Here is a 14,177-nt window from a genome sequence, read left to right on the forward strand (position 1 = left end):
AAAGTAAATGAGCTGACAGGTATCATAAGCGCAATGTCACAAAACATGAGATCGGTAATAACGAAATTGTTTGTATTTACCCATGGTTACGTTTTTCACGCTATCGTTATGCTGTTCAGGCCTTTGCAATACGCCGTTTAGTAGTATAAATACGCATACTTTTCTCATTCACTTCATGGATGCTTTCGTTGAAACGTAGTCTGTTACTCTCCGCCGCGCTGTATGCGGCCAGCCTCACCTGCGTGCAGGCTGCCCCTGCCCAGCCGATTGCCGATCCGGCCTTCGCTTCGGATGTGGTCGATCGCTATGCGAATCTTATTTTTTACGGCAGCGGCGCAACGGGGATGGCCCTGGTGGCGATTGACGGTAACCAGCGCGTATTCCGCAGCTTTGGCGAAACACGTCCGGGTAATAATGTTCACCCGCAGCTGGATTCGGTGGTACGCATTGCCTCTCTGACCAAACTGATGACCAGTGAGATGCTGGTTAAGCTGCTCGATCAGGGCGTGGTGAAGCTAAACGATCCGTTAAGCAAATACGCCCCGCCGGGGGCCCGGGTGCCGACATATCAGGGCGCGCCCATTACGCTCGTCAACCTTGCCACCCACACCAGCGCCCTGCCGCGCGAACAGCCCGGCGGTGCCGCCCATCGTCCGGTATTTGTCTGGCCGACCCGGGATCAACGCTGGAACTGGTTATCGACGGCGACCCTGAAATCATCACCGGGTTCGCAGGCCGCCTACTCAAACCTGGCCTTTGATCTGCTGGCCGATGCGCTGGGCAACGCGGCGGGCAAACCCTACGCTCAGCTGTTCGACGAGCAAATCGCCCGTCCGCTGGGAATGAAAGACACCACCTTTACCCCCTCCCCCGATCAGTGCAAGCGCCTGATGGTGGCGGAAAAAGGGGCCAGCCCGTGTAACAACACTCTGGCGGCAGTGGGCAGCGGCGGGGTTTACTCCACCCCGGGCGACATGATGCGCTGGATGCAGCAGTTCCTCTCCTCTGATTTCTACGCGCGCAGCAATCAGGCCGACAGAATGCAGACGCTGATCTATCAGCGCAGCCAGTTAACGCGAGTGATTGGCATGGATGTGCCAGGCCGCGCGGACGCGCTGGGCCTCGGCTGGGTCTATCTGGCGCCGAAAAACGGTCGTCCGGGCATTATCCAGAAAACCGGCGGTGGCGGCGGATTCATCACCTATATGGCGATGATCCCGCAGTCTAACGTTGGGGTATTTGTGGTGGTGACGCGCTCGCCGCTTACGCGTTTCGTCAATATGAGCGACGGCGTCAACCAGCTGGTGGTGGAGCTGAGCGAGAACAAGCCGCAGGCGATCACCGCTTCCCTGGACTAATATTCAGCGGGCAAACGGTTGACGCTAACCAGTTTGCCCCGCTCCATCGTGATGTAGTTCCCCTGCCGTAACGCCGCCAGCACCTCTGCCACCACCGAACGCGAAATACGCGTGCGGCGCTGAATGTAGCTCATCACCCCCACCCGCATACGTAACGCTTCATCCCACTGGGCCATATCCAGCAGCGTGGCGCGGATCTGGCTGTACGAGTTATTGCCCACCAGCTGCTTGTCGCGGATCTCCATCACCTGGTGGTGCCAGGAGAGCCAGCAGAACGCATCAGACCATAAACCGGCCTGCTGGATCAGATGGCGGGCGCTGGCGGCGGGGAGATAGAACCCGGAACAGGGCGATTGTGATATCAGCAGGTACTCTGTGCTACAGCCCATCATGCCGGCGTTAATCCCGAAGATGTAGGGCGCGGCGACAATCTCGACCAGTAAATCATCCTGCTGGCGGTGAATGCTGAGCGATCCAGACTGCAGCACCACCGCGCAGTGATTTTCTTCGTTGCGCTCGCCAAACACCGGAAGCTGGGCAGACAGTTTGAACGGCGTGCTGTGCGCAGAGAGGCACTTTTCGAGCCGGGAGAATTCAGAAAGGGGTTTTGCATACCGGTTCATGCAGGTCTCGAGTCATCCTTAACTGACGCTAAAAAGCGGGGAGGCACGCCTCCCCGCATCAGGCGTGTTACCAGGTGTATTTCACACCGAGGTTGGCGCCCCAGTTTTGATCAACATCACCACCACCGAGGTAAGTGGCATCAGTGTAAGCACTGAAGTTTTTGGTGAAGCTAAACTGCGTACCCAGTCCCACACGCACCGCGGAACCTTTCACACCGTTATCGATGTTGTCGCCGTTAACTTTGGCATCTTCACCGGCATCGTCGTAGACGTACGCCAGTTTGAAGAACGGCGTCAGCGCCTGATCGTCGCCGTAACCGAAGGTGTAACCCGCGTCGAAACCGGCTTCATAACGCATGCTGTCGTAGGACTGGCTGCCCACGCGCAGATCGTTGCTCAGACGATAATCGTCGCCAGACTGGAACAGGCCGGAGATGGCGGCATACGGGGTGAGGTAACCGGCATCGTTCGGTTTCCAGTCGTAGTCCAGCTTCAGCCCGAAGCCCCAGGCGTCGGTGGTGGTGTTGCCATCGACGTACTCGCCATTGCTCATGTTGGCAGAGAGATCGTTATTGAAGCGCGAGTAGCTCAGGGAGCTGTCGATGAAGACATCGTTAGCAAAGCGCGCGGCGGAGTACAGCATCGCGGTCTGGCTGTCCTGATCCACCTGGCCGCTGCGATCGTTCATATCGGCTTTGGCAAAGCCCGCTGCCGCACCGAAGATCCAGTCGGCGTTGTTGCCATCAATATGGGTATCGAGGCCCACCATGATGCCGCTGACGTCCTGATCGTAGTGAATAGTGCCGTTATCGCCGTCAAAATTGCCGCCGAAGACGTTCACCCATGCGCCACCCTTGTCGGCCAGGCCGTGACGGCTGTTGGTCAGACGGTTAGCCAGGGCATCCTGTTGCAGATGCCAGATGTTGGTGTTGGCAGACGGAATGCTCAGCGCCATGTTGGCATAATCGGTCAGGCGCTCCTGATGCAGCACCACGGTGTCGCCCTGCTGCTGAGCCTGGTAAGTATAAGCCCCGAGATCCGCTTTGTTGGCCGCGGTGAAGCTGGCCTGCGTATCCGCATTGTTATCGTAAATGCGGACGATCTCTTTGTTTTTGTAGTCGGCAACGGAGCCGGCACCGGTCGCGTTATCCAGACGGACTTTATAGTTACCGGACACTTCACCGTTCACCGCCAGGTGACCATCCGAGTTTAGGGCGATTGTCCCGTAATCGTACTCTGCCTGATGGATATCGTTGGTGACGTAGCGGGCGTTGTTCAGATCGGAATTGAACACGTAGTGCGACTGGCAACGTTCAGCACGCCGCCGTCGGTCAGCACCAGTTTATGGGTGTCGACCTGGCCCAGACCCAGCGCCAGCTCTGCACGGTTATCCACGGTGATGGTGTTGGCATACAGCTCTGCCGTCTCCTGAGTCAGGGTGGCGAGACTTGAACTGTCGAGGTACAGGCTGTCGGTTGCCACTTCACCGGAATCGCCGATGTTCATGGTCGACGCGTTGGTCAGGGTGATGCTGTCAGCCAGCAGGCCGGAGCTTTCGACATTAACCTGCGAACGGTTGTTAACGGTCAGGGCATCAATGTTGGATTGCTTACGGGTGTCCCATTCGGAACCGTTATCCAGGGTGACGTTGAACAGACCGCTCTGATAAACCTGATTGCCCACCAGATGACCGTTGCTGTTGAAGGTCGATTCAGGCCAGATGCTGTTTGCTGCCAGGGTACGCCAGTCGACGCTGCTGTAGCCCAGACCATACATCTGAGAAGGCCCGATCGCCTCGACGCTGGAGACGGCGGCACCGACCCACTTGCTGCCGTTGGTGAGGGTCAGATCCAGCTTGTCGGTACCGTCCCAGCCGTTGGTGGTCGGGTTATAAACGCCGTCAGCAGTGGTATCGGTAGCCGGATCGCCATTCGGATAGAAGTTGTTGTCGAAGGTGCTGGTGAACAGCACATCGCCGGTCAGGGTGGAGTGATCGAAGTTTGCCGTGGTGCGCATGGCGTTATCCGCGCGGCTGGCCGACACGATCAGCGCCGCATCGTCCGACGCCGTAGCGTTATTTTCGCCGTAATCGCTTGGTTTTGCCGACTGACCATAGAAGCCGCTGGTGCCCAGATCGCTATAAGCGCCAGAGGTCACAACGGAATCTTTCACCTGCAGGGTGTTGGTGAAGACGTGGCTGTTGTCTTCAATACCGGTGTCAGCATCGTACGGTGTGTTGTCCAGCTGGTGATAGCCCTGAGTCAGGGTGATACCGGCGATGCGGGAGTTGTTCTGGATAACGATGTCAGACTCCACGTCAAGGGTAATGGCGTTGCCCAGCGCGTGAGTATCCCAGTATTGAGTGGTGGTTGTAGAGCCGTTCACCACATCGTAAGCGTAATGCTCATAGGTGTCGTTGATGGTGGTATTGTCCACCGTCAGCGCAAAACGATCGTACTGCTGATGGGTAGTGCCGTCGGCATTCAGACCGCCCGCACATTCGGTGGTCATACACTCAGAGGTGATCATCCCGTTGATAGTGCTGTCAGAGATGTTCAGTGAATTTGCACGACCGCCCACGCCATCATCCAGGTAATACGTTGAGATAACGCCGTTTACGGTGGATTTGTTGATGACAGGATAGATATCGCTGTCGTGCGTTGCGCTGGAGTCATTCCAGTCGGAATATCCATTAAACCAGGCTGACGTCGCGGTATTATCATAACCAAAGGTGTTGTAAGTGCTACCAGAAATATCTTTTGCATTGGCCTGAGAAGCGATAGCCAGCGTGCAGGCTAATGCAAGTTGAGATACAACAAGTTTCTTTTTCCATGTTTGCATTGGGTCATCCCTCCTCAGGGACGTAAGCAAGTTTGTCCGTAAATACAGTGCAAATATATTGCGAGGAGAATTATGCAGCCTTAAAACAAAATGGTTCAATGAATCCGACAATTAAGTCCGAAAACAGACAGAATAATAAAAATACTTTTTAAAATATAAAAAATAACCATATATTTCAATTCATTATATTTATTCGAAAGGAAATTTATATAAGGTGAAAGATCATTGTAAGTTATAAAATAAAAGCAAATGAGACATAAAATAAATACGTAACGCTGAGAACCGTAAAAAAGAATCTGGCCTGGTTAGGATATTACCTGGACAGGATATATTTTTTGAACCAACTTTATCCTGCATAGAGAGAGCGTAAACTTATTTCGGGCGATAAATTGAAAAAGCAGGAAATAACGGCTGGACATCCCGCCCCACATTCTGCGGGCTAAACGACAACTTTAGTAAAACAGCCGACGGCCATTTCGGGTACACTGTCCCTCTTTGATTCACACTCGTCAGGCATATCATGAACGATTTAATTGCTCGTCCCCGTCGTCTGCGCAAATCCCCGGCTCTGCGCGCGCTTTTTGAAGAGACAACACTGAACTTAAACGATCTGGTGTTGCCGATTTTTGTTGAAGAAGAGATTGATGACTACAAAGCCATCGAGGCCATGCCGGGCGTCATGCGTATTCCGGAGAAACACCTGGCACGCGAAATTGAGCGTATCGCCAACGCTGGCATCCGGTCGATCATGACCTTCGGCATCTCCCATCATACCGACGCCACCGGCAGCGATGCCTGGAAAGAGGACGGTCTGGTGGCGCGCATGTCGCGCATCGCCAAAGAGACGGTGCCAGAGATGATCGTCATGTCCGACACCTGCTTCTGCGAATACACCTCCCACGGCCACTGCGGCGTGCTGTGCGATCATGGCGTGGATAACGACGCGACCCTGCTCAACCTGGGCAAACAGGCCGTCGTGGCCGCCGCCGCAGGCGCTGACTTTATCGCCCCGTCTGCCGCTATGGATGGCCAGGTGCAGGCCATTCGCCAGGCGCTGGACGCCGCGGGCTTCACCGATACCGCGATCATGTCCTACTCCACCAAGTTCGCCTCCTCCTTCTACGGTCCGTTCCGTGAAGCGGCAGGCACCGCGCTGAAAGGCGATCGCAAAACCTACCAGATGAACCCGCTGAACCGCCGCGAAGCGATCCGCGAATCTCTGCTCGACGAAGCCCAGGGCGCCGACTGCCTGATGGTGAAACCGGCAGGTGCCTACCTCGACATCCTGCGCGACATCCGCGAACGCACCGATCTACCGCTGGGCGCCTATCAGGTGAGCGGTGAGTACGCGATGATCAAATTCGCCGCGCAGGCGGGGGCGATCGACGAAGAGAAAGTGATCCTCGAAAGCCTGGGGGCGATCAAACGCGCGGGCGCGGATCTGATCTTCAGCTACTTCGCGCTGGATCTGGCCGAGAAGAAAATTCTGCGTTAATCGGCAGTGCCGGGTGGCGGCTTCGCCTTACCCGGCCTGTGACAAACCTTCACCACACTGCAATACAACCGACATCTGGCGCTTCTACTGTCTGAGCAGTACAGCAGGAGGTGCCACCATGTTTAGTCTCGACAGCGTTCTCGATGACCTTTGGCCGCAGGCGAGGCCTGCACCCTGGCAAAAAAGGCTGTTAAAGAAGTTATTCCACGAAGAGGAGTTCCGGCAGTTTGCCGCCGACCACCGCCACCTGAAAGGGCTGGATATGGTGGAACAGGTTCTGGACCATCTCGATATCCTCTGTACCCTTCCGGCTCACGACCTCGAACAAATCCCCGCTCACGGCCCGCTCATTGTTATGGCTAACCACCCTACAGGTACGCTGGATGGACTGGCGCTGCTGTATGCCGTCTCCCGGGTGCGCCGCGATGTCAAAGTTGTCACTAACCGCATGCTGACGCATCTGGAGCCGCTGAGTTCGCTGTTTATTCCGGTGGACAACATGGGCGGACGGACGGCGAAATCGTCATTCACCCTGATGGAGCAGCACCTGCAAAACGCCGGAGTGCTGATTTTCTTCCCGGCGGGGGAAGTCTCCCGCCCGACGCGCACCGGGATCCGCGATAAAAAGTGGCACCCCGGCTTTATCAAGCTGGCGGGAAAATTCCGCGTGCCGCTGCTGCCGGTGAGTATCCAGGCCCGCAACAGCCTGCTGTTCTATGCCAGCACCCTGCTCTCCCCGAACCTGTCGATGCTGCTGCTGATGCAGCAGATGTTTCGCCGTCGCCACAGCCGCCTGCCGGTGAAAATCGGTCAGCAGATCGGCTGGAGCCACTGGTTCAGCCCCACGCTCTCCCCGCGGGAGATGGCCGAACGGTGCCGCCAGCACGTGCTGCGTCTTGGCAAAGGGCTACCGGGGGTGTTCAAAACCGAGTCCGCCATAGCCCGTGCGGAAGACCGGGCCACCCTGAAGCGCGAGCTGGCGCAGGCGGAGTGTCTGGGCACCACCGCCGATGGCAAAACCATTTACCTGTGGCAGCGCAACGGCCAGGAAGATGTCCCGATCCTGCGTGAGCTGGGGCGGCTACGGGAGATCGCCTTTCGCGCGGTAGGAGAAGGCAGCGGCAAGCGCCGGGACACCGACAGCTACGACGATGACTATCTGCACCTGATTTTGTGGGATAACGAGGATCTGGAGATCGTCGGCGCATACCGTTTTATCCCGACGGCGATGCGGGAGCCGGAGGCGCTCTACAGCTACAGCTTGTTCCACTACGATGACAAAATGCAGGACATCCTCGAGCATGGGATTGAACTGGGGCGCAGCTTTATTCAGCCGCGCTACTGGGGACGGCGCGGGCTGGACTACCTGTGGTCCGGGATTGGCGCTTATCTGGCGCGCTATCCGCACTACCGCTACCTGTTCGGCCCGGTATCGATTTCCGGTGGGTTACCGCCCGCGGCGCGGGATCTGCTGGTGGCCTTCTACCGGCTGTGGTTCCCGGCTAGCCATCCGCTGGCCGCCTCGCGACGCCCTTATCCCGCCTCGCTACCCGAGGTGCTGGCGCAGTTTAGCGGCGAGGATTACGTGGAGGATCTGACCCGGCTGAAATCATTGCTCGGCAATCTGGGATGCGGCATCCCGCCGCTGTACAAGCAGTACTCCGAGCTGTGCGAGCCCGGCGGCGTGCAGTTTATCGATTTTGGCAGCGATCCGGCGTTCAACAACTGCGTGGACGGACTGGTGCTGGTGGATCTCTGTTATCTGAAAGCCAACCGCTATCAGCGTTATATCGAAGCGCATCTGTAACGCCCGGTGGCGGCTACGCCTTACCGGGCCTACGGGAATCACGGCGCACATTTGTCACCCCCGGTGGCGCTACGCTTACCGGGCCTACGGGAGCGGGTGTTGTAGGCCGGGTAAGGCGTAGCCGCCACCCGGCAATCAGCCCGCACGGAAGAAAGGTTTATCCCCCAATATCGTTGCCCGGTGCATAATCCGTCGCTGCGGCAGGTAATCGGCATTGGCGTAATGCTGCGTCACCCGGTTATCCCAGATCGCCAGATCGTTCTCCTGCCAGCGCCAGCGCACCTGGAACTCCGGCTTCGTGATATGGGCAAACAGGAACGTGAGCAGCGCCTCGCTCTCTTTCTCGCTCAGATCCACAATCCGCGTGGTGAAGCCCTCGTTTACGAACAGCGCCTGCTTGCCGCTAACCGGATGGGTACGCACCACCGGGTGCAGCAGCGGCGGGTGTTTGGCGACCGCCTCCTGCCAGCGCTGATGCTCCTCTTCCTTTTTACGGTACTTGTACTCCTGGAAGGATTTTTTGAAATCATGCTCCGCCCGCAGGCCGCTCAGCAGCTGCTGGAACGGGGCGGATAAGGCCTCAAAGGCCGCAATCCCGCTGGCCCACAGGGTATCTCCCCCGCTCTCCGGGAGCTGTTTGGCCGCGAGGATCGCCCCGGCGGGCGGGGTCTCAATAAAGGTGACATCGGTGTGCCAGTTGTCATTGTCCGGCGGGTTATCGTTGTGGGTATCCAGGACGATGATCTCCTCCACCCCCTCGGCGTGCGGATAGACCGGGTGAATATGCAGATCGCCAAAACGGAGCGCCAGGGCGCGCTGCTGCTGCGGAGCGATCGCCTGCTCGCGCAGGAACACCACCTGATGGCGCAGCACCGCGTGATAGAGCTGCTCAAACTGGTTATCGCTTAATGGCCGGGTCACATCCAGGCCGGAAATCTGCGCGCCAATGTACGGCCCCAGCGGGGTAATGGTCAGACGTTCACTCATTGTCTCTCTCCATGCCAGGGCGTCAGGCGGCGCTGTAACGCGCGCAGCCCCAGTTCTAATCCGAAGGCGATCACGGCGATCACCGCGATCCCTGCCAGTACCACGTCCGTCGCCAGGAACTCCCCCGCCGACTGGACCATAAAGCCTAACCCGCGCGTGGCGGCGATCAGTTCTGCTGCCACCAGCGTCGACCAGCCTACCCCGAGCCCGATACGCAACCCGGTCAGGATCTCCGGCAGCGCGCCGGGTAAAATCACAAACCACAGCACCTGCGCGCGGCTGGCACCCAGCGACTGCGCGGCGCGGATCCGCACCTGCTGGGCGCTTTTGACTCCCGCCACCGCCGACATCGCCACCGGGGCGAAAATCGCCAGGTAGATCAGCAGGATCTTCGAGGTCTCGCCGATGCCAAACCAGATCACCATCAGCGGCAGATACGCCAGCGGCGGCACCGGACGATAAAGCTCAATCAGCGGATCGAGGATCCCGCGCACCGTCGGGCTTAAGCCCATCGCAATACCCACCGGGATACCGAGGATCACCGCCGCCAGCAAGGCCACCAAAATGCGTCCCAGGCTGGCCGCCAGATGCTGCCCCAGGGTGGCATCCATAAATCCTTGCGGACCGGCGATAGTGAACAGTTTCACCAGCACCTGGCCCGGCGGTGGCAGGAACAGCGGGCTGACCCACTGCTGCGCCGCCACGGCCCACCACACGGCCAACAGCACCAGCAGGGTGCTGACGCTGAGCGTCAACTGGCGGGAGAAGGGCCAGCGCAGGGTCAGGCGTTTACGCGCCGTTTTGTCATTCACCACAATGCTCATGAGAAGGCCTCCCGCTGTTCAAACACGCGGCTCAGCACGTATTCGCGCTGGGCAATAAAATCGGGGTCGGACTTAATGCTGCGCACCGGCTCGCCTGCGACAAAGCGGTGGGCAAAGTTGAGCGGCAGGCGCTCCAGCACCCGGCCCGGCCCCGGCGACAGCAGCACCAGTTCGGTCGCCATAAACACCGCTTCTTCGATGTCATGGGTGATGAGCAGTACCTGCTTGCCGGTTTCATGCCACAGACGCAGCAGCAGGGTTTGCATCTGCTCACGGGTAAAGGCATCCAGCGCCCCGAACGGCTCATCCAGCAGCAACAGCTGCGGATTGGCGGCCAGCGCCCGGGCGATGCCGACGCGCTGACGCTGGCCGCCGGAGAGCTGCCAGATATAGCGCTTCTCCGCCCCCTCCAGTCCCACTTTTTTCAGCATCTCCCGGGCGATGGTCAGTCGTTCTTCCCGCGAGGTGCCCGCCAGCTGCAGCCCAAAGGCGACGTTCTCCTGTACGTTACGCCACGGCAGTAGCCCTTCGTTCTGGAAGACCACGCCGCGCTCGGCGCCGGGCCCCTCCACCTTTTTACCTGCCAGTTGGATGGTGCCGTGCTGCCAGGGTACAAACCCGGCGATCAGATTCAGCAGCGTGGTCTTCCCGCAGCCGGACGGGCCGAGCACCACCAGCAGCTCGCCGCTATCCAGCGTCAGGTTGATATCCTCCAGCGCAGGCTTGCCAGCGTAATCTGCGTGCAGATTTGTAATATTCAGCATACGGCCCCCTTACTTCACAAAGCGGTCGGTCACGTACTGGCTGTAGTCAGCCGCCACCGCGGGTACTTTGCCCTGCTCTTTCAGGAAGCCTGCGGTATCCAAAATCGCTTTATTCACCGGTCCCGCCAGCTGCTGCAACTGCTGGGCAGGCGTCAGGTAGGTATTGCCCTTCACCAGTCCCGGCACGTCGGCCTCCGGCACGCCGCTCAGGCGGGCAAGTTTCTCGAGGTTGGCTGGCTGCTTCAGCCACTCATCCGGGTTGGCAATGTAGGGCTGCTGGGCGTCGATGGCGCTTTTCGCGAAGGCTTTCACGATCTCCGGGTGCTTCCCGGCAAAGTCTTTGCGCACCACCCAGACGTCGAGGGTTGGCGAGCCCCACTGGCCCACCTGGGCGGAGTCGGTCAGCACGCTGCCGTCTTTCTCCAGTTCGTTTACCGCAGGCGACCAGACATAGGCCCCGTCAATATCGCCCCGCTGCCAGGCGGCGATAATTGCCGGGGGTTGCAGGTTGATAATTTCCACCTGCCCCGGCTTGATGTTCCAGTGTTTCAGGGCCGCGAGCAGACTGTAGTGAGTGGTAGAGATAAACGGCACCGCGATGCGTTTGCCGATCAGATCTTCGGGCTTAGTGATGTTTTTCTTCACCACCAGCGCTTCGGAATTACCGAGCTGCGAGGCCAGCAGGAAGACTTCGATCGGCACCTGCTGACTGGCGGCTACCGCCAGCGGGCTGGAGCCGAGGTTGCCAATCTGCACGTCGCCGGAGGCCAGGGCCCGCACGATACTGGCGCCGCTGTCGAACTTACGCCAGTCGACTTTCGCACCGCTCGCTTTTTCGAAAGTGTTATCCGCCTGCGCCACTTTTGCTGGCTCCGCGGAGGTTTGATACGCGATGGTGACGTCCACCGCCTGCGCCTGAACGGCCCACAGCGCCAGCGCGCCAAATAAGGTAAACCGCGATGAAATTGCCATAATGTCTGCTCCCCTGGTTGTTATGGAGGCAGTATTTCCGGCGGCGGAATTTTGATAAAGGAATTAAAAAGCATCGTTAATGCCGAATCGTTTTTAGAAAAAAAGCGGCAATAGATAGTGAATTTTGTGCGGTCAGCATTGCCCGGCGGCGCTGCGCTTGTCGGGCCTACAAAATCGCCACCCGGCATTTATTGCATTTTTGTTACATGGGTTACATAACCGCAGCCGCACAATTGCCAGCCCGACGCGGACAGGCATCATAGAGACACTATTCCGCAAAGGTATCTGAGATGATCAAAGTGGTGCTGGTGGACGATCACGTGGTGGTGCGTTCCGGGTTTGCCCAGCTGTTAAATCTGGAAGACGATCTGGTTGTCGAAGGCCAGTACAGCAGCGCCGCCGAGGCCTGGCCCGCCCTCACCCGCGATGCCATCGACGTGGCGGTGCTCGACGTCGCCATGCCCGATGAAAACGGCCTGAGCCTGCTCAAACGCCTGCGCCAGCAGCGCCCGGGGTTTCGCGCGATAATCCTCAGCATCTACGATACGCCTGCCTTTGTGCAGAGCGCGCTGGACGCCGGGGCCAGCGGCTATCTCACCAAACGCTGCGGCCCGGAGGAGCTGGTGCAGGCCGTGCGTTCCGTCGGGATGGGCGGCCATTATCTCTGTGCCGATGCGGTTAAAGCCCTGCGCGGCGGCGAACCGGTGTCCCAGGCGCTGGCGGTGTTAACCCCGCGCGAGAAAGAGGTCTTCGAGCTGCTGGTTCAGGGGGAAAGCGTGAAGGAGATCGCCTTCACGCTCGAGCTCAGCCATAAAACCGTCCACGTGCATCGCGCCAACGTGCTGGGCAAACTGCAGTGCAACAGCACCATCGAACTGGTGCATTTTGCCCTCGACCACCAGCTACTGACCGGCCACTGATGCGGCGATCCCTGCGGCACATCATCCTCTCGCTGTTTATTATGCTGGCCTGGGGCACCGGCTGGCTGATGCTGTGGACGCTCAGTTTTTACCTCACCCGCAACGGGCAGCAGGCGGCGCTGTTTTTGCCCCAGGGCGTCTATCTGGCGCTGCTGATCGTGCTCTCGCGCCGCTTCTGGCCGGCGTTGATCCTCCCCCCGCTGGCCGCCATGCTCTGGCTGCACGGCGAACAGCTTTTGACCCATTACCTGATGCTGGTCGTGCCGCTGGTAGGCACCGTCTGCGCGTGGCTGGCGCAACGCTACTGGCACCGCTTTCCTCTTTACTGGCAGCGCCTGTCGCTGCTGATCGCCGCGGTGACCCTTAACGCCCTGCTCCAGACCCTGATCCTGGCGCCGTTTCTCGGCAGCCCGACCACCCTGCTGGCGCTGGCCTCCTTTACCGGCGGGGTGCTGCTGACCCCGTTCGTCTATCTGGTATTTGAGTTTTTACGCCAGCAGCACCGCTATCACCTGCTGGGGCTCGATACCAGCAGCCCGCCCCTGCGCACCTCGCTGATCATCTGGTGCAGCCTGTTTTTTATCATCGGCATCGGCACCCAGATGGTGCTCTCTCCGGCCCTGGAGCGGCTGCTGCTGATCGTGGTGTTCCTGCCCAACGTGGTGATGGCGTGGAAGTTCGGCTGGCAGGGCGGCGTGCTCTCCGGGCTGCTGGGCAGCATGATGATCACTATCGCCCGTCAAGTCGGGGTGGGGTTCAGCGACCTGCTGGAGCTGGAGATTTTCCTCGCCACCCAGTCGCTGCTGGGGATTGGGCTGGGGATCGCCATCAGCCGCCAGCAGCATCTGGCGATGAACCTCGATCACTACCGCCGTCGGCTGGAGGCTGAACTTCAGGCCCGCCGCGCGCTGGCAGAAAAGCTGATCCACACTGAAGAAGATACCCGCAAGCACCTGGCCCGGGAGCTGCACGACGAAATCGGGCAGAACATTACCGCCATTCAGATCCAGTCCCAGCTGGTGAAGCGGGCGGGCGATACCCCGCAGGCGTTAGAAGCCGCCGGGCAGATCAACGAGCTGGCGCGGCGCATCCATCACTCCACCCGCCAGCTGCTGCGTCAGCTGCGCCCCCCGGTGCTGGATGAACTCTCCTTAAACGAGGCCCTGCACCACCTGGTGAACGAGTTCGCCTTTGCCGAGCGCGGGATCCAGTGTCGGTTTGATTACCGGCTCACTGCCCCACCGCAGAGTGAAACCCTGATCTTTACCCTCTATCGCCTGCTGCAGGAGCTGCTGAATAACGTCAGCAAACACGCCGATGCCAGCGAGGTCAGCGTCCTGCTCTGCGAGCACGGTAGCCAGCTGCGCCTGGAGGTGCGGGATAACGGCAGCGGCATCAGCCCGCAGCAGATCCCCGGTTTTGGTATTCAGGGGATGCGCGAGCGCGTGCATGCCCTGGGCGGAGAGTTAACCCTTGAGTCGCAGGGCGGCACGCGCGTAATTGTTAACCTGCCCACAGTTTTGCAACAAACACACCGCTAACCAGGAAAAAGTCTTAGCCACGCCAGACTTTCTCTCATCCCTTTT

General features: G+C 59.1%; 10 protein-coding genes and 1 pseudogene. 5 read left to right on the forward strand and 6 right to left on the reverse strand.

What is annotated here, in order from left to right; translation table 11 throughout:
- Window positions 1-188 precede the first annotated feature (188 nt).
- Window positions 189-1,358, forward strand: a complete 1,170-nt coding sequence (ampH, locus tag LRS40_RS02185; RefSeq protein ID WP_156263059.1) for a D-alanyl-D-alanine-carboxypeptidase/endopeptidase AmpH — start codon at window positions 189-191, stop codon at window positions 1,356-1,358.
- On the opposite strand, the gene LRS40_RS02190 is transcribed toward ampH, so the two are convergent.
- Window positions 1,355-1,981, reverse strand: coding sequence for a helix-turn-helix domain-containing protein (locus LRS40_RS02190; RefSeq protein ID WP_231312988.1), 627 nt, complete (start codon window positions 1,979-1,981; stop codon window positions 1,355-1,357). The two genes, ampH and LRS40_RS02190, sit on opposite strands and share 4 nt — an antisense overlap.
- Before the next feature lie 67 nt (window positions 1,982-2,048).
- Window positions 2,049-4,822, reverse strand: a pseudogene (locus tag LRS40_RS02195) (autotransporter outer membrane beta-barrel domain-containing protein).
- A gap of 520 nt (window positions 4,823-5,342) precedes the next feature.
- Here LRS40_RS02195 and hemB point away from each other — a divergent pair.
- Together hemB and LRS40_RS02205 are read left to right on the forward strand one after the other, a co-directional pair.
- A complete protein-coding gene (gene hemB, locus LRS40_RS02200; protein ID WP_231312989.1) occupies window positions 5,343-6,317 on the forward strand; it encodes a porphobilinogen synthase in 975 nt (324 codons plus the stop codon).
- A gap of 118 nt (window positions 6,318-6,435) precedes the next feature.
- Complete coding sequence (locus LRS40_RS02205) at window positions 6,436-8,124, forward strand: lysophospholipid acyltransferase family protein (RefSeq protein ID WP_231312990.1); 1,689 nt, start codon at window positions 6,436-6,438, stop codon at window positions 8,122-8,124.
- A gap of 135 nt (window positions 8,125-8,259) precedes the next feature.
- On the opposite strand, the gene tauD is transcribed toward LRS40_RS02205, so the two are convergent.
- From tauD to tauA, 4 genes are read right to left on the reverse strand one after another with little or no spacing between them, the layout of a single operon-like run.
- Complete coding sequence (gene tauD / locus LRS40_RS02210) at window positions 8,260-9,111, reverse strand: taurine dioxygenase (RefSeq protein WP_231312991.1); 852 nt, start codon at window positions 9,109-9,111, stop codon at window positions 8,260-8,262.
- Complete coding sequence (gene tauC, locus LRS40_RS02215) at window positions 9,108-9,935, reverse strand: taurine ABC transporter permease TauC (protein WP_231312992.1); 828 nt, start codon at window positions 9,933-9,935, stop codon at window positions 9,108-9,110. Before tauC ends, tauD begins: the two co-directional genes overlap by 4 nt.
- Entirely contained in the window at window positions 9,932-10,699 is a 768-nt protein-coding gene (gene tauB / locus LRS40_RS02220; RefSeq protein ID WP_142488379.1) for a taurine ABC transporter ATP-binding subunit, read from the reverse strand. The genes tauC and tauB overlap by 4 nt, the downstream gene beginning before the upstream one ends.
- Before the next feature lie 9 nt (window positions 10,700-10,708).
- Window positions 10,709-11,671, reverse strand: a complete 963-nt coding sequence (gene tauA / locus LRS40_RS02225; RefSeq protein WP_231312993.1) for a taurine ABC transporter substrate-binding protein — start codon at window positions 11,669-11,671, stop codon at window positions 10,709-10,711.
- 290 nt (window positions 11,672-11,961) lie between these two features.
- Here tauA and LRS40_RS02230 point away from each other — a divergent pair, with 290 nt between their 5' ends.
- Window positions 11,962-12,591: a response regulator transcription factor gene (locus LRS40_RS02230; protein WP_231312994.1), complete on the forward strand. Its 630-nt coding sequence runs from the start codon at window positions 11,962-11,964 to the stop codon at window positions 12,589-12,591.
- Window positions 12,591-14,132: an MASE1 domain-containing protein gene (locus tag LRS40_RS02235; protein ID WP_231312995.1), complete on the forward strand. Its 1,542-nt coding sequence runs from the start codon at window positions 12,591-12,593 to the stop codon at window positions 14,130-14,132. Before LRS40_RS02230 ends, LRS40_RS02235 begins: the two co-directional genes overlap by 1 nt.
- The last annotated feature ends 45 nt before the right edge of the window (window positions 14,133-14,177 follow it).

The sequence above is a fragment of the Leclercia sp. G3L genome (genome assembly GCF_021117075.1).
Taxonomy (GTDB): Bacteria; Pseudomonadota; Gammaproteobacteria; order Enterobacterales; family Enterobacteriaceae; genus Enterobacter; species Enterobacter adecarboxylatus_C.

Bases quoted from the DNA above. Each gene is read 5' to 3' on its own strand.
- tauC (WP_231312992.1), bottom strand. From the start codon at position 9,935: ATGAGCATTGTGGTGAATGACAAAACGGCGCGTAAACGCCTGACCCTG.
- LRS40_RS02190 (WP_231312988.1), bottom strand. From the start codon at position 1,981: ATGAACCGGTATGCAAAACCCCTTTCTGAATTCTCCCGGCTCGAAAAG.
- tauB (WP_142488379.1), bottom strand. From the start codon at position 10,699: ATGCTGAATATTACAAATCTGCACGCAGATTACGCTGGCAAGCCTGCG.
- tauA (WP_231312993.1), bottom strand. From the start codon at position 11,671: ATGGCAATTTCATCGCGGTTTACCTTATTTGGCGCGCTGGCGCTGTGG.
- hemB (WP_231312989.1), top strand. From the start codon at position 5,343: ATGAACGATTTAATTGCTCGTCCCCGTCGTCTGCGCAAATCCCCGGCT.
- tauD (WP_231312991.1), bottom strand. From the start codon at position 9,111: ATGAGTGAACGTCTGACCATTACCCCGCTGGGGCCGTACATTGGCGCG.
- LRS40_RS02205 (WP_231312990.1), top strand. From the start codon at position 6,436: ATGTTTAGTCTCGACAGCGTTCTCGATGACCTTTGGCCGCAGGCGAGG.
- LRS40_RS02235 (WP_231312995.1), top strand. From the start codon at position 12,591: ATGCGGCGATCCCTGCGGCACATCATCCTCTCGCTGTTTATTATGCTG.
- LRS40_RS02230 (WP_231312994.1), top strand. From the start codon at position 11,962: ATGATCAAAGTGGTGCTGGTGGACGATCACGTGGTGGTGCGTTCCGGG.